This is a genomic window from Flavobacterium sp. TMP13 (assembly GCF_050847115.1).
GTDB lineage: Bacteria > Bacteroidota > Bacteroidia > Flavobacteriales > Flavobacteriaceae > Flavobacterium.
On record NZ_CP193656.1, the window covers coordinates 1,660,517 to 1,677,800 of the forward strand.

General features: G+C 34.5%; 28 protein-coding genes. 27 read left to right on the top strand and 1 reads right to left on the bottom strand.

Translation table 11 applies throughout. The features are described from left to right. The first annotated feature begins 9 nt into the window (after positions 1 to 9). The 26 genes from rplP (at position 10) to ctlX (ending at position 15,905) form a co-directional block, all read left to right on the top strand. Positions 10 to 435, top strand: a complete 426-nt coding sequence (gene rplP, locus ACRASX_RS07200; RefSeq protein WP_066313233.1) for a 50S ribosomal protein L16 — start codon at positions 10 to 12, stop codon at positions 433 to 435. Between the two features lie 13 nt (positions 436 to 448). Next, positions 449 to 640, top strand: a complete 192-nt coding sequence (rpmC, locus tag ACRASX_RS07205; RefSeq protein WP_007803639.1) for a 50S ribosomal protein L29 — start codon at positions 449 to 451, stop codon at positions 638 to 640. Between the two features lie 17 nt (positions 641 to 657). After that, entirely contained in the window at positions 658 to 918 is a 261-nt protein-coding gene (gene rpsQ, locus ACRASX_RS07210) for a 30S ribosomal protein S17 (RefSeq protein ID WP_026706247.1), read from the top strand. A gap of 2 nt (positions 919 to 920) precedes the next feature. After that, positions 921 to 1,289 carry a 50S ribosomal protein L14 gene (rplN, locus tag ACRASX_RS07215; RefSeq protein WP_066313234.1) on the top strand — a complete coding sequence of 123 codons (369 nt, stop codon included), beginning with the start codon at positions 921 to 923 and terminating at the stop codon, positions 1,287 to 1,289. 11 nt (positions 1,290 to 1,300) lie between these two features. After that, on the top strand, positions 1,301 to 1,615 hold the full coding sequence (gene rplX / locus ACRASX_RS07220; RefSeq protein WP_066313237.1) for a 50S ribosomal protein L24: 315 nt from the start codon (positions 1,301 to 1,303) through the stop codon (positions 1,613 to 1,615). Positions 1,616 to 1,617: 2 nt separating this feature from the next. Further along, positions 1,618 to 2,169, top strand: a complete 552-nt coding sequence (rplE, locus tag ACRASX_RS07225; RefSeq protein ID WP_066313239.1) for a 50S ribosomal protein L5 — start codon at positions 1,618 to 1,620, stop codon at positions 2,167 to 2,169. Positions 2,170 to 2,172: 3 nt separating this feature from the next. After that, positions 2,173 to 2,442, top strand: coding sequence for a 30S ribosomal protein S14 (rpsN, locus tag ACRASX_RS07230; protein WP_066313241.1), 270 nt, complete (start codon positions 2,173 to 2,175; stop codon positions 2,440 to 2,442). 75 nt (positions 2,443 to 2,517) lie between these two features. Next, positions 2,518 to 2,916: a 30S ribosomal protein S8 gene (gene rpsH, locus ACRASX_RS07235; protein ID WP_066313243.1), complete on the top strand. Its 399-nt coding sequence runs from the start codon at positions 2,518 to 2,520 to the stop codon at positions 2,914 to 2,916. 18 nt (positions 2,917 to 2,934) lie between these two features. Next, a complete protein-coding gene (rplF, locus tag ACRASX_RS07240) occupies positions 2,935 to 3,477 on the top strand; it encodes a 50S ribosomal protein L6 (RefSeq protein WP_066313244.1) in 543 nt (180 codons plus the stop codon). A gap of 11 nt (positions 3,478 to 3,488) precedes the next feature. Beyond that, entirely contained in the window at positions 3,489 to 3,839 is a 351-nt protein-coding gene (gene rplR / locus ACRASX_RS07245; RefSeq protein WP_066313247.1) for a 50S ribosomal protein L18, read from the top strand. Positions 3,840 to 3,842: 3 nt separating this feature from the next. Then, positions 3,843 to 4,367: a 30S ribosomal protein S5 gene (rpsE, locus tag ACRASX_RS07250; RefSeq protein WP_157492750.1), complete on the top strand. Its 525-nt coding sequence runs from the start codon at positions 3,843 to 3,845 to the stop codon at positions 4,365 to 4,367. Positions 4,368 to 4,379: 12 nt separating this feature from the next. Then, positions 4,380 to 4,562: a 50S ribosomal protein L30 gene (gene rpmD, locus ACRASX_RS07255; protein ID WP_026707002.1), complete on the top strand. Its 183-nt coding sequence runs from the start codon at positions 4,380 to 4,382 to the stop codon at positions 4,560 to 4,562. An 11-nt stretch (positions 4,563 to 4,573) separates the two neighbouring features. Continuing rightward, on the top strand, positions 4,574 to 5,026 hold the full coding sequence (gene rplO, locus ACRASX_RS07260) for a 50S ribosomal protein L15 (RefSeq protein ID WP_066313251.1): 453 nt from the start codon (positions 4,574 to 4,576) through the stop codon (positions 5,024 to 5,026). A 13-nt stretch (positions 5,027 to 5,039) separates the two neighbouring features. Continuing rightward, positions 5,040 to 6,386: a preprotein translocase subunit SecY gene (secY, locus tag ACRASX_RS07265; RefSeq protein ID WP_066313254.1), complete on the top strand. Its 1,347-nt coding sequence runs from the start codon at positions 5,040 to 5,042 to the stop codon at positions 6,384 to 6,386. Positions 6,387 to 6,390: 4 nt separating this feature from the next. Continuing rightward, the gene (gene infA / locus ACRASX_RS07270) at positions 6,391 to 6,606 is read left to right on the top strand and encodes a translation initiation factor IF-1 (RefSeq protein WP_007136545.1); all 216 of its coding nucleotides are present in this window, start codon (positions 6,391 to 6,393) and stop codon (positions 6,604 to 6,606) included. Positions 6,607 to 6,618: 12 nt separating this feature from the next. Then, positions 6,619 to 6,735 (top strand): 50S ribosomal protein L36, encoded by a 117-nt coding sequence (gene rpmJ, locus ACRASX_RS07275; RefSeq protein ID WP_082706679.1) that lies wholly within the window; start codon positions 6,619 to 6,621, stop codon positions 6,733 to 6,735. Between the two features lie 2 nt (positions 6,736 to 6,737). Next, positions 6,738 to 7,112 carry a 30S ribosomal protein S13 gene (gene rpsM / locus ACRASX_RS07280; protein ID WP_066313256.1) on the top strand — a complete coding sequence of 125 codons (375 nt, stop codon included), beginning with the start codon at positions 6,738 to 6,740 and terminating at the stop codon, positions 7,110 to 7,112. Between the two features lie 8 nt (positions 7,113 to 7,120). Further along, positions 7,121 to 7,504 carry a 30S ribosomal protein S11 gene (rpsK, locus tag ACRASX_RS07285; RefSeq protein WP_024981527.1) on the top strand — a complete coding sequence of 128 codons (384 nt, stop codon included), beginning with the start codon at positions 7,121 to 7,123 and terminating at the stop codon, positions 7,502 to 7,504. Between the two features lie 91 nt (positions 7,505 to 7,595). Continuing rightward, the gene (gene rpsD / locus ACRASX_RS07290; RefSeq protein ID WP_066313259.1) at positions 7,596 to 8,201 is read left to right on the top strand and encodes a 30S ribosomal protein S4; all 606 of its coding nucleotides are present in this window, start codon (positions 7,596 to 7,598) and stop codon (positions 8,199 to 8,201) included. A 21-nt stretch (positions 8,202 to 8,222) separates the two neighbouring features. Continuing rightward, positions 8,223 to 9,215 (top strand): DNA-directed RNA polymerase subunit alpha, encoded by a 993-nt coding sequence (locus ACRASX_RS07295; RefSeq protein ID WP_026706997.1) that lies wholly within the window; start codon positions 8,223 to 8,225, stop codon positions 9,213 to 9,215. 63 nt (positions 9,216 to 9,278) lie between these two features. Then, positions 9,279 to 9,773: a 50S ribosomal protein L17 gene (gene rplQ, locus ACRASX_RS07300; protein WP_432222909.1), complete on the top strand. Its 495-nt coding sequence runs from the start codon at positions 9,279 to 9,281 to the stop codon at positions 9,771 to 9,773. Positions 9,774 to 10,024: 251 nt separating this feature from the next. Further along, complete coding sequence (gene carA, locus ACRASX_RS07305) at positions 10,025 to 11,128, top strand: glutamine-hydrolyzing carbamoyl-phosphate synthase small subunit (RefSeq protein ID WP_432222910.1); 1,104 nt, start codon at positions 10,025 to 10,027, stop codon at positions 11,126 to 11,128. A 116-nt stretch (positions 11,129 to 11,244) separates the two neighbouring features. Then, positions 11,245 to 12,537 (top strand): phosphopyruvate hydratase, encoded by a 1,293-nt coding sequence (gene eno / locus ACRASX_RS07310; RefSeq protein ID WP_432222911.1) that lies wholly within the window; start codon positions 11,245 to 11,247, stop codon positions 12,535 to 12,537. 157 nt (positions 12,538 to 12,694) lie between these two features. Further along, on the top strand, positions 12,695 to 13,972 hold the full coding sequence (locus ACRASX_RS07315) for a citrate synthase (protein WP_066313269.1): 1,278 nt from the start codon (positions 12,695 to 12,697) through the stop codon (positions 13,970 to 13,972). Between the two features lie 70 nt (positions 13,973 to 14,042). Further along, positions 14,043 to 14,957: a dimethylarginine dimethylaminohydrolase family protein gene (locus tag ACRASX_RS07320; protein ID WP_066313277.1), complete on the top strand. Its 915-nt coding sequence runs from the start codon at positions 14,043 to 14,045 to the stop codon at positions 14,955 to 14,957. Positions 14,958 to 14,969: 12 nt separating this feature from the next. After that, the gene (gene ctlX / locus ACRASX_RS07325; protein ID WP_432222912.1) at positions 14,970 to 15,905 is read left to right on the top strand and encodes a citrulline utilization hydrolase CtlX; all 936 of its coding nucleotides are present in this window, start codon (positions 14,970 to 14,972) and stop codon (positions 15,903 to 15,905) included. Positions 15,906 to 15,964: 59 nt separating this feature from the next. Here ctlX and ACRASX_RS07330 read toward each other — a convergent pair whose 3' ends face one another. Continuing rightward, the gene (locus ACRASX_RS07330) at positions 15,965 to 16,594 is read right to left on the bottom strand and encodes a MarC family NAAT transporter (protein WP_066313286.1); all 630 of its coding nucleotides are present in this window, start codon (positions 16,592 to 16,594) and stop codon (positions 15,965 to 15,967) included. 153 nt (positions 16,595 to 16,747) lie between these two features. Here ACRASX_RS07330 and ACRASX_RS07335 point away from each other — a divergent pair, with 153 nt between their 5' ends. Continuing rightward, positions 16,748 to 17,113, top strand: coding sequence for a CoA-binding protein (locus ACRASX_RS07335; protein ID WP_432222913.1), 366 nt, complete (start codon positions 16,748 to 16,750; stop codon positions 17,111 to 17,113). The last annotated feature ends 171 nt before the right edge of the window (positions 17,114 to 17,284 follow it).

Below are 17,284 nucleotides of genomic sequence, written 5' to 3' on the forward strand. Positions count from 1 at the left end.
TAAAGAAAAATGTTACAGCCTAAAAGAACAAAATACCGTAAGGTACAAAAAGGTAAAATGAAAGGGAACTCTAATAGAGGGCATGAACTTTCTAATGGAATGTTTGGAATTAAATCGGTACATGAAGATGGAATGTTCTTAACCTCTCGTCAAATCGAAGCTGCGCGTATTGCTGCAACTCGTTTTATGAAAAGAGAAGGACAATTATGGATCAAAATATTTCCAGACAAACCTATCACTAAGAAACCTCTTGAGGTACGTATGGGTAAAGGTAAAGGTGCAGTTGAGTATTGGGCTGCCGTTGTTAAACCCGGAAGAATTATGTTTGAAGTTGGAGGAGTACCTTTGTCAGTTGCAAAAGAGGCGTTACGTCTTGCAGCTCAAAAGCTTCCAGTAAAAACTAAGTTCGTAGTTGCTAGAGATTTCGAAGCATAATTTATATTATATTATGAAACAATCAGAAATAAAAGATCTTTCTGCAGCGGAGTTGCAAGAAAAACTTAGTCAAACTAAGAAGATATATGCTGACCTAAAAATGGCCCATGCTATTTCTCCAATTGAGAATCCGCTTCAAATTAGAAGTGTAAGACGAACAGTTGCAAGATTGGCTACAGAGCTAACTAAAAGAGAGTTACAATAATTGTATTCTGCTGAAAGATGGAAGAAAAAAGAAATTTAAGAAAAGAAAGAATTGGTGTGGTTACGTCTAACAAAATGGATAAATCTATTGTTGTTGCACAAGTAACTAAAGTAAAACACCCATTATACGGTAAGTTCGTGTTGAAAACAAAGAAATTTGTAGCACATGACGAAACAAACGACTGTAACATTGGAGATACTGTGAGAATTAGCGAAACGCGTCCTTTAAGTAAATCAAAATGTTGGAGATTAGTTGAAATCCTAGAAAGAGCTAAATAATTATGGTACAACAAGAATCAAGACTTAAAGTAGCAGATAACACGGGAGCAAAGGAAGTTTTAACTATCCGTGTTTTAGGAGGTACCAAAAGAAGGTATGCTTCTGTTGGTGATAAGATTGTAGTTTCTATCAAAGATGCAACTCCGAACGGGAACGTAAAAAAAGGAGCTGTTTCAACTGCAGTTGTTGTACGTACCAAAAAAGAAGTGAGAAGAGCCGATGGTTCTTATATCCGTTTCGATGACAATGCATGTGTTCTTTTGAATGCTGCAGGGGAAATGAGAGGAACTCGTGTTTTTGGTCCGGTAGCAAGAGAACTTCGTGAAAGACAATTCATGAAAATTGTATCATTAGCACCAGAAGTGCTTTAATTCGTTTTAAGATGATAAAGCTAAAAATAAAATCAGGAGACATTGTAAGAGTAATTGCTGGAGACCATAAAGGTTCTGAAGGTAAAGTTTTACGTGTGTACCGTGAAAAAAACAAAGCGATAGTTGAAGGTGTAAACATGGTTTCGAAACATACAAAACCAAGTGCAAAAAGCCCTCAAGGTGGTATCGTTAAGAAAGAAGCTTCTATACAAATTTCAAATATCTCTTTAATTGACCCTAAGTCAAAAGAGACTACAAGAGTTGGAATTAGAGTAGAAGGAGATAAGAAAGTAAGATTTTCAAAAAAATCTAATCAAGTACTATAGTAATGGCATATATACCTAGACTAAAAGAAGAATATAAGAGTAGAGTTATCTCTGCTCTTAAAGAGGAATTCGGTTACACAAACGTGATGCAAGTTCCAAAGCTTGAAAAAATCGTTTTGAGTAAAGGAGTTGGTGCAGCTGTATCTGATAAAAAACTGATTGACTATGCAGTTGATGAGTTAACAAAGATCACTGGACAAAGAGCGGTCTCTACTATCTCAAAGAAAGACGTTGCGTCTTTTAAATTGAGAAAAGGGATGCCGATTGGAGCAAAAGTTACTTTGCGTGGAGAAAGAATGTATGAGTTTTTAGATAGACTTATTACTTCAGCTTTACCACGTGTAAGAGATTTTGGTGGTATTAAAGCTACTGGATTTGATGGTAGAGGTAACTACAACCTTGGAGTTTTAGAGCAAATCATTTTCCCAGAAATTGATATTGATAAAGTTAACAAAATTTCAGGAATGGATATTACTTTTGTTACTACTGCTCAAACAGACAAAGAAGCAAAGTCGTTATTGACTGAATTAGGTTTACCTTTTAAAAAGAATTAAGACATGGCTAAAGAATCAATGAAAGCCCGCGAGGTGAAGAGAGAAAAAACGGTAGCGAAGTTTGCTGAGAAAAGAAAAGCTTTGAAAGAAGCTGGAGATTTCGAAGGTTTACAAAAATTACCAAAAAATGCTTCACCAGTTCGTTTACACAATCGTTGTAAATTAACGGGTAGACCAAGAGGTTATATGCGTCAGTTTGGTCTTTCGCGTGTAACTTTCCGTGAAATGGCTAACAACGGTTTAATACCAGGAGTTAAAAAAGCCAGCTGGTAGAATAAGAATTATAAATTGGTCTAAGGTTCGGTAGAAATAGTTTTTACCGAAAACCAAGATCGTAAATTAATACAAATGTATACAGATCCAATTGCAGATTATTTGACGAGAGTTCGTAACGCTGTGGCTGCAAACCACAAAGTTGTTGAAATTCCGGCATCTAATCTAAAAAAAGAAATAACTAAGATCTTATTTGATCAAGGTTATATTTTAAGTTACAAATTTGAAGACAACGCTGTTCAGGGTTCAATCAAAATCGCTTTAAAGTACGATAAAGATACTAAAGAGCCAGTAATTAAAGATATCCAAAGAATTAGTAAACCAGGTTTGCGTAAGTATGCAGGTGCTACTAAATTACCTCGTATCCTTAACGGATTAGGTATTGCTATTGTTTCTACGTCAAAAGGTTTGATGACTGGAAAACAAGCTAAGCAATTACATGTTGGTGGTGAAGTAATTTGTTACGTATACTAATCATAAAGACTATATAAGATGTCAAGAATAGGTAAAAATCCAATTGTAATCCCTGCTGGAGTAACTGTAGAAGTTAAGGAAGGTATCATTACAGTAAAAGGAAAATTGGGTCAACTGACACAGGAGTTTTCGGACAGTACTGTAGTAGTTGAAGGTGATCAAGTGCAAGTAAGCAGATCATCTGATCATAAAGACCAAAGAGCAAAACACGGACTTTACAGATCATTAATCAATAACATGATTATTGGTGTAAACGAAGGGTTCACTAAATCGTTAGAATTGGTTGGAGTTGGATATAGAGCTTCAAATCAAGGTCAAAAGTTAGATTTAGCTCTTGGATATTCTCACAATATTATTTTAGAGATTGCTCAAGAGGTAACTTTAGAAACAATATCTGAAAAAGGTAAAAACCCTATCGTAAAACTAACATCTTACGATAAACAACTTTTAGGTCAAGTAGCTGCGAAAATTAGAGGTTTCCGTAAGCCAGAACCGTACAAAGGTAAAGGGGTTAAGTTTGTGGGTGAAGTATTAAGAAGAAAAGCAGGTAAATCAGCTTAAAAAATAAGATTATGTCATTAACAAAATCTGATAGAAGACAGAGAATTAAATTCAGAATTAGAAAAACGATTAGCGGTTCTGCTGCTAAACCAAGACTATCTGTATTTAGAAGTAATAAAGAAATTTACGCACAACTTATTGATGATGTAAATGGAATTACTATATTAGCTGCCTCTTCAAGAGAAAAAGAAATTGGAAAAGGTACGAATGTTGAAATTGCAGCTGCTGTTGGAAAACTAGTTGCAGAAAAAGCATTAAAAGCTGGGGTTGAAACGGTAACTTTCGATAGAGGAGGATACTTATACCACGGTCGTATTAAATCATTAGCAGACGGCGCAAGAGCAGCTGGACTTAAATTCTAATATATTATGTCTAAATACAAAAATGTAGAATTGGTAAAACCTAGCGGTCTTGAACTTAAAGATCGTCTGGTAAGTGTGAATCGTGTTACTAAAGTTACAAAAGGGGGTAGAGCTTTCGGTTTTTCTGCTATTGTAGTTGTAGGTGATGAAAACGGTGTTGTTGGACATGGATTAGGAAAATCTAAAGATGTTTCTGAAGCAATTGCGAAAGCAGTAGAAGATGCTAAGAAAAATTTAGTTAGAATTCCTTTGAATGGACATTCAGTTCCTCACGAACAAAAAGGTAAATTTAGTGGAGCGCGTGTATTTTTAATTCCTGCGTCTCACGGTACAGGAGTTATTGCTGGTGGATCTGTTCGTGCAGTTCTTGAATCAGTAGGGATACACGACGTATTGTCTAAATCTCAAGGATCATCAAATCCTCATAACGTAGTAAAAGCAACTTTTGATGCTTTGTTACAAATGAGAAGTGCTTACACTGTTGCAAAACAAAGAGGCGTTTCTTTAGAAAAAGTTTTTAAAGGTTAATTCAAGGAAATTATGGCTAAATTATTAGTAAAACAAGTTAGAAGTAAAATCAACTGTCCACTTGATCAAAAAAGAGGATTAGAAGCTTTAGGTCTACGCAAAATGGGTCAGGTTGTAGAACATGATTCAAACCCTGCAATCCTTGGGATGATAAACAAAGTTAAACACTTAGTTTCTGTAGAAGAAGCTAAATAACAAATACTGGTATGAATTTAAGTAACTTACAACCAGCTGAAGGATCTACACACAATCAAAATAAGAGGTTAGGTAGAGGAGAAGGTTCTGGAAAAGGTGGTACTTCTGCAAGAGGACACAAAGGAGCAAAATCTCGTTCTGGTTATTCTAAAAAGATTGGATTTGAAGGAGGGCAAATGCCACTTCAAAGACGTGTGCCTAAGTTTGGTTTCACAAACATCAATCGTAAAGAATACGAGGGTGTCAATTTGGACACGCTTCAATTATTAGTAGACAATGGTGTGATTACAGATGCTGTCAACATGACAGATTATGTATCAAATCGTCTAGCTACCAAAAATGAGATCGTTAAGATTTTAGGTAGAGGAGAGTTGAAAGCAAAATTAAAAGTAACTGCTCACAAATTTACTGCTACTGCAAAAGCTGCTATTGAAGCTGCTGGTGGAGAAGCTGTAACAATATAATTTTTCTATTAGGATGAAGAAATTTATTGAATCGATAAGTAATGTTTGGAAAATCGAAGAACTAAGGAATAGAATCCTAATTACTTTAGGGTTGCTTTTAGTATATCGTTTTGGTGCACACGTTACGCTTCCTGGAATTGATGCAACGCAATTGACCGGTTTAGCGGGACAAACAAAAAATGGTTTAGGGTCTATCCTAGACATGTTTACCGGAGGAGCATTCTCTAAAGCATCTGTTTTTGCTTTAGGAATTATGCCTTATATTTCTGCGTCTATTGTAGTTCAGTTAATGGGGATTGCGATTCCATATTTGCAAAAACTTCAAAGTGATGGAGAAAGTGGTAGAAAAAAAATCAACCAAATTACTCGTTGGTTAACAATAGGTATTACATTGGTTCAAGGACCAACTTACATCTATAACTTATACAGAACATTGCCTAGTAGTGCTTTTCTACTAGGTTTTAATTCTTTCGAATTTTTGTTCTCTGCTGTAGTGATCTTAGTTACTGGCACAATATTTGCTATGTGGTTAGGAGAAAAAATTACAGACAAAGGTATTGGTAATGGTATTTCATTGTTGATTATGGTAGGTATTTTAGCTCGCTTTCCGCAGGCTTTTATACAAGAGTTTACTACCAGAGTTACCAATAACAATGGAGGGCCGATGTTGTTAGTTATAGAAATTATTATTTGGTTATTGGTAATCATTGCTTGTGTCATGTTAATTATGGCAGTACGTAAGATTCCAGTTCAGTACGCTCGTCGTACTACATCTGGAAGTTACGAACAAGATTCAATGGGTGGTAATAGACAGTGGATTCCACTTAAGCTTAATGCTTCAGGTGTAATGCCTATTATTTTTGCGCAAGCAATTATGTTTATTCCTGCAGCTGTAGCTGGATTATCTACATCAGATGCGTCACAATCTGTTGTTGGAGCTTTTAGTGATATGTTCGGATTTTGGTATAATTTAGTTTTTGCATTGCTTATTATTGTATTTACTTTCTTTTATACTGCTATAACCGTTCCTACCAATAAAATGTCTGATGACTTAAAGAGAAGTGGTGGTTTTATTCCTGGGATTCGTCCAGGTGTAGAAACTTCTGATTTTTTAGATAAAGTGATGTCTTTAATAACTTTCCCAGGATCTTTATTTCTTGCTTTAATAGCTGTGTTTCCAGCCATTGTTGTAAGTTTTATGGATGTACAACAATCTTGGGCAATGTTTTTTGGTGGTACTTCATTGATCATTATGGTTGGTGTGGCAATAGATACCATCCAACAGGTTAATTCATATTTGTTGAATAAGCATTATGATGGTTTAATGAAAACTGGTAAAAACAGAAAGGCGGTAGCTTAATTTTATGGCAAAACAATCAGCAATAGAACAAGACGGATCAATAATTGAAGCATTATCAAATGCTATGTTCCGTGTAGAATTAGAAAATGGACATATTGTAATTGCTCATATCTCTGGTAAAATGCGTATGCATTACATCAAATTATTACCTGGTGATAAGGTGAAACTAGAAATGAGTCCATACGATCTGTCAAAAGCAAGAATTACTTATAGATATTAAAGGATATTCACAATGAAAGTTAGAGCATCAGTAAAAAAGAGAAGTCCCGAGTGCGTTATCGTGCGTAGAAAAGGGATATTGTACGTAATAAACAAAAAGAATCCTAGATTTAAACAAAGACAAGGATAATTATGGCAAGAATAGCAGGGGTAGATATCCCAAAAAACAAGAGAGGTGTTATTGCACTTACCTATATCTTTGGATTAGGAAAAAGTAGAGCAATTGAGATTTTAGAAAAAGCTCAAGTAAGCCAAGATAAAAAAGTTCAAGATTGGAATGATGACGAGATCGGAGCAATTCGTGAAGCTGTTGGAACTTTCAAAATTGAAGGAGAATTACGTTCTGAAGTTTCTTTGAACATCAAACGTTTAATGGATATTGGTTGTTATAGAGGTATCCGTCATAGATCAGGTCTTCCATTAAGAGGGCAAAGAACTAAAAACAACTCTAGAACAAGAAAAGGTAAAAGAAAAACTGTTGCTAACAAGAAAAAAGCAACTAAATAATAAGTAATATGGCTAAAGCAACTGCAAAAAAGCGTAAAGTTATCGTTGAATCAACGGGTGAGGCTCATATTTCTGCCACTTTCAACAATATTATCATTTCTTTGACTAATAAGAAAGGTGAAGTTATTTCATGGTCTTCAGCTGGTAAAATGGGCTTTAGAGGTTCTAAAAAGAACACTCCATACGCGGCTCAAATGGCAGCAGAAGATTGTAGTAAAGTAGCACTTGAAGCAGGATTGAAAAAAGTTAAGGTTTATGTTAAAGGACCAGGAAACGGACGTGAGTCTGCTATTCGTTCTTTACATAACGGTGGAATTGAAGTAACAGAAATCATTGACGTTACTCCTATGCCTCACAACGGATGTCGTCCTCCTAAAAGACGTAGAGTATAATATTAATAATTTAAGTATAACCAAGGTAGAACTTACGATTATCGAAGGATATGACCTGAATTCATAATCTCTACCTTAATTAATTTTTGAAATGGCAAGATATACTGGTCCTAAAACTAGAATTGCTCGTAAATTTGGCGAAGCAATCTTCGGAGATGACAAATCTTTCGAAAGAAGAAATTACCCACCTGGACAACACGGGATGGCTAAAAAAAGAGGTAAAAAATCTGAGTATGCAATCCAGTTGATGGAAAAGCAAAAAGCTAAATATTCTTATGGAATTTTAGAAAAACAATTCAGAGGTTTATTTAAAAAAGCAGCAGCTACTAAAGGTGTTACTGGTGAAGTTTTGTTACAATTATGTGAAGCAAGATTAGATAATGTTGTTTTTAGAATGGGTATCGCTCCTTCTAGAAGAGGTGCTAGACAATTAGTATCTCATAGACACATTACTGTAAATGGAGAAGTGGTGAACATTCCTTCGTACCACTTGAAACCTAGTGACAAAGTTGCAGTTCGTGAAAAATCTAAATCTTTAGATGCTATCGAGCGTTCTTTATCTAATTCAAGTCATGTTTATGAGTGGATTACTTGGAACTCTGATCTTAAAGAAGGAACTTTTGTTTCTGTGCCTGCAAGACTTCAGATCCCAGAAAATATTAAAGAACAATTAATCGTAGAGTTGTACAACAAATAATAATTGACTTAGTCGAAATTTATGGCAATATTTAATTTTCAAAAGCCCGATAAAGTTATCATGATCGATTCAACCGATTTTGAAGGTAAATTCGAATTTAGACCTTTAGAACCTGGTTATGGATTGACTGTTGGTAATGCACTTAGAAGAGTTTTGCTTTCAGCATTAGAAGGTTATGCAATTACATCCGTTCGTATAGAAGGTGTAGATCATGAGTTTTCTACTATCTCAGGTGTTGTTGAAGATGTTACCGAAATTATCCTTAATCTTAAACAAGTTCGTTTTAAACGTCAAATTGAAGATATCGATAACGAAGCAGTTACTATTTCTGTTTCTGGTAAAGATCAACTAACAGCAGGAGATTTTCAAAAATTTATTTCAGGTTTTCAAGTTTTGAATCCAGAGCTGGTTATCTGTAATTTAGATAGTAAAATCAAACTGAATTTCGATTTAACAATTGAGAAAGGTAGAGGATACGTTCCTGCTGAAGAAAACAAAAAACAGAATGCTGCAATTGGAACTATATTTACAGATTCAATTTTTACGCCAGTAAAAAATGTAAAATATGCTATCGAAAACTTCCGTGTAGAGCAAAAGACAGATTACGAAAAATTAGTTTTTGAAATTAAAACTGATGGCTCGATCAATCCTAAAGACGCTCTTACTGAAGCTGCAAAAGTTTTAATTCACCACTTCATGTTATTCTCTGATGAAAGAATTACACTCGAGGCTGACGAAATTGCACAAACAGAATCATATGATGAAGAGTCATTGCATATGAGACAATTGCTTAAAACTAAGCTTGTTGATATGGATTTATCTGTTAGAGCATTAAATTGCTTGAAAGCGGCTGAAGTTGATACACTTGGTGATTTAGTATCGTTCAATAAAAATGACCTAATGAAATTCCGTAATTTTGGTAAAAAATCTTTAACAGAACTAGATGAACTAGTAGCTGTTAAAAATTTAACTTTCGGAATGGATCTAGCGAAATACAAATTAGATAAAGAATAAATTACTTCATATTTTGATCTCCAAAATGGATAGCATCAAGATGAAAGTATAAAAAAACACGTCATGAGACACGGAAAAAAATTCAACCACTTAAGCAGACAGACTGGACATAGGAAAGCTATGTTAGCTAATATGGCTTGTTCTCTTATTGAGCACAAACGTATTAATACAACTGTTGCTAAAGCGAAAGCGCTTAAACAATTCGTTGAGCCTTTAATCACAAAATCAAAAGATGATACGACTCATAATCGTCGTATTGTTTTTGCATACTTACGTAGCAAATATGCTGTAACTGACTTGTTCAGGGATGTAGCTGCTAAAGTAGGAGATCGTCCGGGTGGATACACTCGTATTATTAAAGTTGGTAATCGTTTAGGAGATAACGCTGATATGGCGATGATCGAATTGGTAGATTTTAACGAGCTTTATAACGGTGGTAAAAAAGAAGTTAAAAAAGCAAAAAGCCGTCGTGGTGGTAAAGCAAAAAAAGCGGATGATTCTACTGAAGAATCTCCAGTTGCTGAGTCAGACAAAACTTCAACTGATGCTGCTGAATAATTATGAAAATAATAATTCAATAAAAATTAAGGATAAGCTATTTATAGTTTATCCTTTTTTTTTGATGTTTTCATTTCTATTTATATTTTTATAACTTTTTGCAGCTAAGAGGTTTTATTTTTATAATTGAATTTTTGAAAAATGTTTGCAACCACTCGATTAATCGAGTAAATTTGCAAAATAGTTGAAGATGGCAAGTAAATTTGATTTTTGTCGAGTACAATTACTAAAAAAACAACACAAATTAACAGATGAAATATACAACAAGACATAAGGCGATCCTTTTATTAAGTGATGGTACGATCTTTCACGGTAAATCTATTGGGATAAGCGGTACTACGTTTGGCGAAGTTTGTTTTAATACTGGGATGACTGGTTATCAAGAGATATTTACAGATCCTTCGTATTTCGGACAGCTTATGGTGGCTACCAATGCGCACATTGGTAATTACGGAGTGAACGACTCAGAAGTTGAATCTGCTTCTATTAAAATTTCCGGTCTTATTTGTAAAAACTTTAGTTTTAATTATTCTAGAGAAGATGCTTCTGGAAGTTTAGAAGATTATTTCATAAAAGAAAACTTAATTTGCATCTCGGATGTAGATACACGCGCACTGGTGAGTTACATAAGAGATAATGGGGCCATGAACGCTGTGATTTGTACAGATGATACATCTATTGAAGAGTTGAAAATAGCACTTCAAAATGTTCCAAATATGGAAGGCTTAGAGCTGGCTTCAAAAGTGTCTACAAAAGAGCCATATTTTTACGGAGATAAAAATGCTAAGTATAAAATTTCTGTTTTAGATTTAGGAATTAAAATGAATATTTTGCGTAATCTCGCGAAGAGAGATTGCTACGTTAAAGTATTTCCATATGATGCAACCTATGCCGATTTAGCAGAATTTAATCCAGATGGATTTTTCTTATCCAATGGTCCTGGTGATCCCGATCCACTTTTTGGCGCAATCGAATTGGCTAAACAGATTTTAGCTGAGGATAAACCACTATTTGGTATTTGTCTAGGACACCAAGTTATCGCTTTAGCGAATGGAGTTTCAACTTATAAAATGTTTAATGGACACCGTGGGATTAATCATCCAGTTAAAAATGTAGTAACAGGAAAAGGAGAAATTACCTCACAGAACCATGGTTTTGCGGTTAATAAAGAAGAGCTTGAAGCAAATTCTGACTTAGAGATTACTCATTTGCATTTAAATGATGGTACAGTTGCTGGAATGAGAATGAAAAACAAGAATTGTTTTTCTGTACAATATCATCCTGAAGCGAGTCCTGGACCACACGATTCTTCTTATTTGTTTGATCAATTTATCGAGAACATTAATAAAAAGTAACGCTACATCGTTTTAGTTAATAAGTAAAGATTTTTTATTGAGTAAGTGTTCAAATGATATGAAATATTTTTATAATTTCGAAAAAGATTTATAATTTAATAAAAATAAAATAAATAATGAGTATTATAATTAAAATTCACGCAAGACAAATTTTTGATTCTAGAGGTAATCCTACAATTGAAGTTGATGTAATTACAGAAAATGGTGTTTTAGGTAGAGCCGCTGTTCCTTCGGGAGCTTCAACAGGAGAACATGAGGCTGTTGAGTTACGTGATGGTGGTAAAGCCTTCTTAGGAAAAGGAGTTTTGAACGCTGTGAAAAATGTTAATACTCTTATTGCTGAAGAGTTAGTTGGGGTTTCGGTTTTCGAGCAAAATACAATCGATCAGTTGATGATTGATTTAGATGGTACTCCAAATAAATCTAAATTGGGCGCTAATGCAATTTTAGGAGTTTCGATGGCTGCTGCAAAAGCGGCTGCAAACGAATTAGGATTGCCTTTGTATCGTTATATTGGTGGAGTTTCTGCTAATACGTTACCAGTTCCAATGATGAACATCATCAACGGTGGGTCGCACTCTGATGCGCCGATCGCTTTTCAAGAATTTATGATTTTTCCTGTAAAAGCAACTTCTTTTACGCATGCAATGCAAATGGGAACTGAGATTTTCCATAGTTTGAAAAAAGTATTACATGACAGAGGTTTAAGTACAGCTGTTGGTGATGAAGGTGGTTTTGCTCCAAACTTGCCAGGTGGTACTGAAGATGCTTTGGATACAATTAAATTAGCGGTTGAAAATGCTGGATATACTTTTGGTGAAGAGATTATGATTGCTTTAGACTGTGCAGCTGCAGAGTTTTATGTAAATGGTAAATATGATTATTCTAAGTTTGAAGGTGAAACTGGAAAAGTAAGATCTTCAGCGGAACAAGTAGAGTATTTGGCTGAATTAGTGGATAAATACCCAATTATTTCAGTTGAAGATGGTATGGATGAAAATGACTGGGACGGTTGGAAATTATTGACTGAGAAAATTGGTGATAAAGTACAATTAGTTGGTGATGATTTATTTGTAACTAATGTAGAGCGTTTGTCTACTGGTATTGAAAAAGGAATTGCTAATTCTATTCTTATTAAAGTAAACCAAATCGGAACTTTAACTGAGACGATTGCAGCGGTTAATATGGCTAAAAACGCAGGCTATACTACTGTAATGTCACATCGTTCTGGTGAAACGGAAGACAATACAATTGCTGACTTAGCGGTTGCATTGAATTGTGGTCAAATCAAGACTGGATCAGCGTCTCGTTCTGATCGTATGGCAAAATACAATCAATTGTTAAGAATTGAAGAAGAATTAAGTTCTACGGCTTATTTTCCTGGTTTAAATGCCTTTAAAATAAAGTAATTCTTTTACACCTATATTTACAGACCACTCTTTGATTAAAAAGAGTGGTTTTTTTTTGGTTTTTTTGTAAATTCATATACCGATTATCTTTTTATTTAATCTTAAATTCCTTAGATTTGGTAAATTATTATTTATAGAATTATTTCCAAATTATATTATGTCAAAAATAGCTACACTAGAATTAGATGGTAAGAAAATTGAGCTTCCGATCGTCACTGGAACCGAAAATGAGTCTGCTATCGATATTAACAAATTACGTGATTTAACGGGAGTAATAACGCTTGATCCCGGGTACAAAAATTCAGGTTCGTGTAAAAGCGAAATTACCTTTTTAGATGGTGAAGAAGGAATTTTACGATACAGAGGATATTCGATAGAACAATTGGCAGAAAGTGCTCATTTCTTAGAAGTGTCTTTTCTTTTGATATTTGGTGAATTACCGACAACAGCAGAATTAGAAAAATTTGAAAATGATATTAAAAAGCATTCGTTGGTAAACGAAGAAATGAAAAGTATCATAGATGGCTTTCCTAAAACGGCTCACCCTATGGGAGTTTTAGCTTCTTTAACAAGTGCTTTAACAGCTTTCAATCCTAAGTCAGTAAATGCTGAGAATGAAAAGGAAATGTATGAAGCAGTTTGTAAGACTATCGCAAAATTTTTAGTTATTGCAACGTGGACGTATAGAAAAACAATGGGTTATCCATTAAATTACTATGACAACACGCAAGGGTATGTAGAGAATTTTATGCAGATGATGTTTAGATTGCCAACACAGCCTTACCAGCCTAGCAAAACAGTGATCAGTGCATTAGATAAATTGTTCATTCTTCATGCAGATCACGAGCAAAATTGTTCTACATCAACAGTACGCATGGTAGGTTCTTCTCATGCTGGTTTATTTGCGTCTATTTCTGCGGGTGTATCTGCACTTTGGGGACCACTGCACGGTGGAGCAAATCAAGCAGTTTTAGAAATGCTTGAAGAAATACACAGAGACGGCGGAGATACAGAAAAGTTTATGTCAAAAGCAAAAGACAAAAGCGATCCATTCCGTTTGATGGGATTTGGACATAGAGTGTATAAAAACTTTGATCCAAGAGCTAGAATTATAAAAAAGGCTGCTGATGAAGTGTTAGAAACTTTAGGAGTAGATGATCCTATTTTAGAAATTGCAAAAAAATTAGAAGCTGCAGCTTTAGATGACGAATATTTTAAATCGAGAAATTTATATCCAAACGTAGATTTTTACTCAGGAATTATTTACAGAGCATTAGGTATTCCTACCGATATGTTTACGGTAATGTTTGCTATTGGTAGACTTCCAGGTTGGATTGCGCAGTGGAAAGAAATGCGTGAGAATAAAGAGCCAATAGGTCGTCCGAGACAAATTTATACAGGACACCCACTTCGCGAATATAAAGCGAACAAATAATAAATCATTTGAAAAGCTTCACGTAACTGTGAAGCTTTTTTTTATCTTTGCTTAACAAAAAGCAAAAAAAATGTTACAAATTAATATACATAACGAAACATCAAGATTAAGGGCTGTGGTTTTAGGAACTGCCGAAAGTAATGGTCCGACACCTGCAATTGATGAAGCTTATGATCCTAAATCACTGGAACATATAAAAGCAGGAACATATCCTGTGGAGAAAGACATGCTTAAAGAGATTAATGCGATTGATGCTGTTTTTCAAAAGTATGATGTCAAGGTATATCGTCCGAATTTAATTGAAAATTGCAATCAAATTTTTACTCGTGATATCGGTTTTGTGATTGGAGACACTTTTGTAAAATCAAATATTTTGCCCGATCGGGAACTAGAATTGGAGGCAATTCAATACGTATTAGATGAAATGAATCCTTTAAAAGTTGTTCGTCCGCCAGAAGAAGTTCATATTGAAGGTGGAGATGTGATGCTTTGGAACGACTATATTTTTGTTGGTACTTATAAAGGTGGAGACTACAAAGATTATATTACAGCGAGAACCAATCTACAAGGAGTCGCTTATCTAAAAGAAACTTTCCCTAATAAAATTGTAAAGGAGTTTGACTTGGTGAAGTCAAAAATAGAGGCACGTGACAATGCCTTGCATTTAGATTGTTGTTTTCAACCTGTCGGAAAAAATAAAGGAATAATTTATAAAAATGGTTTCAGAGAAGAAGCAGATTACGAGTTTTTAGTTGGTCTTTTCGGAAAAGAAAATTTATTTCATATTGAAAGAGAGGAAATGTATCATATGTTTTCTAATGTTTTTTCTATTGATGACAATGTGGTCGTTTCAGAAAGAAATTTTACCAGATTAAACAATTGGCTACGAGATAATGGATTTATTGTGGAAGAAGTTCCATACGCAGAGATTGCCAAACAAGAAGGGCTTTTACGTTGTTCTACTTTGCCTTTAATTAGAGATTAAATTATATTAAATATGAAACAAACTACTAATTCTATTTTGATGATTCGTCCTGTTGCTTTTCGTATGAACGAGCAAACAGCGGTAAATAATTACTACCAAAAAGTCCTAGATGGACTTTTACCTACTACAGTAAACGCTAAAGCGCAACAAGAATTTGATGCTTTTGTTGAGAAGTTAAAAGCGGTTGGAGTTGATGTTACGGTTGTTGACGACACGTTAGAGACAGATACTCCAGACAGTATTTTTCCAAACAATTGGATTTCTTTTCACGAAAATGGAGATGTTGCCTTGTACCCGATGTTTGCAGAGAATCGCAGATTTGAACGTCGTGAAGATATTTTAGACATTCTAGAAGAAAAAGGTTTTGTGATTACTAATATTATGGATTACACTTCTGCAGAAGAAGATTCATTTTTCTTAGAAGGTACAGGAAGTCTCCTTTTAGACAGAGCTAATGGCAAAGCATATTGTGCATTGTCGCCAAGAGCCGATGAGGAATTGTTTATCGAGTTTTGCGAAGATTTTGATAAAGCACCAATCATTTTTGAAGCTTTTCAAACAGTTGGTAAGCAACGGGAGTTAATTTACCACACGAACGTAATGATGTGTTTAGGAGAAACTTTTGCCGTTATTTGCGCCGATTGTATTGATGATAAAAAGGAGCGAAAAATGGTGTTGGATAGTCTTAAAGTAGATAAAAAAGAAATTATTTTAATCACAGAGGAGCAAGTGAATAGTTTTGCAGGAAACATGCTTGAAGTTCGCGGTGCAGCTGATAAAAAATATGTAGTAATGAGTACGTCGGCGCATCAAAGTTTGACTCCGAAACAAATTAGTCAATTAGAGAATCATGCTGAGATTTTAAGCTCAAGTTTAGATACAATTGAAGCTTGTGGAGGTGGAAGTGCCCGTTGCATGATGGCAGAAATTTTTCTTCCTAAAAAATAAAATTTTTAATATTTACTAAAAAAAGGGATGAAGCGCAGTTTGTTTTCATCCCTTTCTCTTTACATCAAATTCCCTTTAATTATATTAATAATCGAGCTTACGATATATTGAACTCCAATTGCGATAACAATAAAGCCGATGATTCTCGAGATTGCTACAATTCCAGACGCTCCTAAAAACCGAGCTAAGTAATGTGCACTTCTTAAAATTAAAAATATTAAAAATGCAGTGGTTAAAATTGCTAAAACTGCAACAATTATATCAGAAGTTGAATGGTGCTCTTGGTAAAATGCTATTAGTAAAGAAATTGACCCTGGACCTGCTAACATGGGTATGGCTAAAGGAGTTAATGCAATATCGTTTCTTTTTTGGGCATCATTTTCTACTTTTTTATTGATGCCTCTTCTTTTATTCATTTGACCAGATAACAATGAAAAACCAGAATTTGCAATCACCAATCCACCAGCAATACGAAGTGCATCGATACTAATTCCAAAAAAAGTGAGCACATATTGTCCGATGAAAAAAGAAACAATCAAAATAATAAAAACATTAATCGCTGTCCACAATGAAATTCTAGAGCGCTCTGCCTTGGAGTCGTCTTGGGTAAGTCCGACAAAAATAGGAACGGTACCGATTGGGTTAATTACAGAGAACAGCGCAGCAATTAAATAAATGAATAAATCCATGAAGTTTTGTTTGTTTGCTCAAAAATACTATTAATAATGTAATTTTTGAATGCCTAATGTTACTATTGTGTTTATTTTTTAGTTTAAATATAAGTTTTCTACCTACGAATGACCAACTTATTTTTGTTTACTTTTGTGTTATATATTAAAAACATGAAAAGTAAAAGAACTTTAGTGCTTGGAGCGAGCACAAAAACAGATAGATACGCTTATAAAGCAATTACGATGCTTGTGGAAAAAGGACATCCAGTGTTAGCAATTGGCCAAAGAGCTGGTGAAGTAGCGGGAATAAAAATTCATACCAAAGCAATTCCAGTAAAAAGTATCGATACGATAACACTCTATCTTAATCCAATGCGTCAGCGTGATTACTATAATTATATTATAGAAGCCCAGCCCAAACGAGTAATCTTTAATCCAGGTACCGAAAATCCAGAGTTTTATCAATTATTAGAGCTTAATAATATTAAAGCTGAAGTTGCTTGTACGTTGGTTTTATTGAGTACCAGTCAGTATTAAGTTTTTAATTTGTAGCTAATCCAGCTATACGCTATATCTTTTGTGTTGGTCCAATAAAATATTGGCTCAACGCAAAAGGATGTCGCTGCTATCTGGGCTAAAATAGTGTAGTATTGCAATCAGGTACTTGTTTAAAATTGCAAGTTTTCTAATAAAAAACAGTATTTCTTT

Excerpts from the sequence above, each read along its gene's own strand:
- secY (WP_066313254.1), top strand. The coding sequence starts at position 5,040 with ATGAAGAAATTTATTGAATCGATAAGTAATGTTTGGAAAATCGAAGAA.
- ACRASX_RS07330 (WP_066313286.1), bottom strand. The coding sequence starts at position 16,594 with ATGGATTTATTCATTTATTTAATTGCTGCGCTGTTCTCTGTAATTAAC.
- rplQ (WP_432222909.1), top strand. The coding sequence starts at position 9,279 with ATGAGACACGGAAAAAAATTCAACCACTTAAGCAGACAGACTGGACAT.
- rpmC (WP_007803639.1), top strand. The coding sequence starts at position 449 with ATGAAACAATCAGAAATAAAAGATCTTTCTGCAGCGGAGTTGCAAGAA.
- rpmD (WP_026707002.1), top strand. The coding sequence starts at position 4,380 with ATGGCTAAATTATTAGTAAAACAAGTTAGAAGTAAAATCAACTGTCCA.
- rpsM (WP_066313256.1), top strand. The coding sequence starts at position 6,738 with ATGGCAAGAATAGCAGGGGTAGATATCCCAAAAAACAAGAGAGGTGTT.
- rpsK (WP_024981527.1), top strand. The coding sequence starts at position 7,121 with ATGGCTAAAGCAACTGCAAAAAAGCGTAAAGTTATCGTTGAATCAACG.
- ACRASX_RS07335 (WP_432222913.1), top strand. The coding sequence starts at position 16,748 with ATGAAAAGTAAAAGAACTTTAGTGCTTGGAGCGAGCACAAAAACAGAT.
- rpsH (WP_066313243.1), top strand. The coding sequence starts at position 2,518 with ATGTATACAGATCCAATTGCAGATTATTTGACGAGAGTTCGTAACGCT.
- ctlX (WP_432222912.1), top strand. The coding sequence starts at position 14,970 with ATGAAACAAACTACTAATTCTATTTTGATGATTCGTCCTGTTGCTTTT.
- rplN (WP_066313234.1), top strand. The coding sequence starts at position 921 with ATGGTACAACAAGAATCAAGACTTAAAGTAGCAGATAACACGGGAGCA.
- rplF (WP_066313244.1), top strand. The coding sequence starts at position 2,935 with ATGTCAAGAATAGGTAAAAATCCAATTGTAATCCCTGCTGGAGTAACT.
- rpsN (WP_066313241.1), top strand. The coding sequence starts at position 2,173 with ATGGCTAAAGAATCAATGAAAGCCCGCGAGGTGAAGAGAGAAAAAACG.
- rpsQ (WP_026706247.1), top strand. The coding sequence starts at position 658 with ATGGAAGAAAAAAGAAATTTAAGAAAAGAAAGAATTGGTGTGGTTACG.
- rplP (WP_066313233.1), top strand. The coding sequence starts at position 10 with ATGTTACAGCCTAAAAGAACAAAATACCGTAAGGTACAAAAAGGTAAA.
- rpmJ (WP_082706679.1), top strand. The coding sequence starts at position 6,619 with ATGAAAGTTAGAGCATCAGTAAAAAAGAGAAGTCCCGAGTGCGTTATC.
- infA (WP_007136545.1), top strand. The coding sequence starts at position 6,391 with ATGGCAAAACAATCAGCAATAGAACAAGACGGATCAATAATTGAAGCA.
- rpsD (WP_066313259.1), top strand. The coding sequence starts at position 7,596 with ATGGCAAGATATACTGGTCCTAAAACTAGAATTGCTCGTAAATTTGGC.
- carA (WP_432222910.1), top strand. The coding sequence starts at position 10,025 with ATGAAATATACAACAAGACATAAGGCGATCCTTTTATTAAGTGATGGT.
- rplO (WP_066313251.1), top strand. The coding sequence starts at position 4,574 with ATGAATTTAAGTAACTTACAACCAGCTGAAGGATCTACACACAATCAA.
- ACRASX_RS07315 (WP_066313269.1), top strand. The coding sequence starts at position 12,695 with ATGTCAAAAATAGCTACACTAGAATTAGATGGTAAGAAAATTGAGCTT.
- ACRASX_RS07295 (WP_026706997.1), top strand. The coding sequence starts at position 8,223 with ATGGCAATATTTAATTTTCAAAAGCCCGATAAAGTTATCATGATCGAT.
- rplR (WP_066313247.1), top strand. The coding sequence starts at position 3,489 with ATGTCATTAACAAAATCTGATAGAAGACAGAGAATTAAATTCAGAATT.
- rplX (WP_066313237.1), top strand. The coding sequence starts at position 1,301 with ATGATAAAGCTAAAAATAAAATCAGGAGACATTGTAAGAGTAATTGCT.
- eno (WP_432222911.1), top strand. The coding sequence starts at position 11,245 with ATGAGTATTATAATTAAAATTCACGCAAGACAAATTTTTGATTCTAGA.
- rplE (WP_066313239.1), top strand. The coding sequence starts at position 1,618 with ATGGCATATATACCTAGACTAAAAGAAGAATATAAGAGTAGAGTTATC.
- ACRASX_RS07320 (WP_066313277.1), top strand. The coding sequence starts at position 14,043 with ATGTTACAAATTAATATACATAACGAAACATCAAGATTAAGGGCTGTG.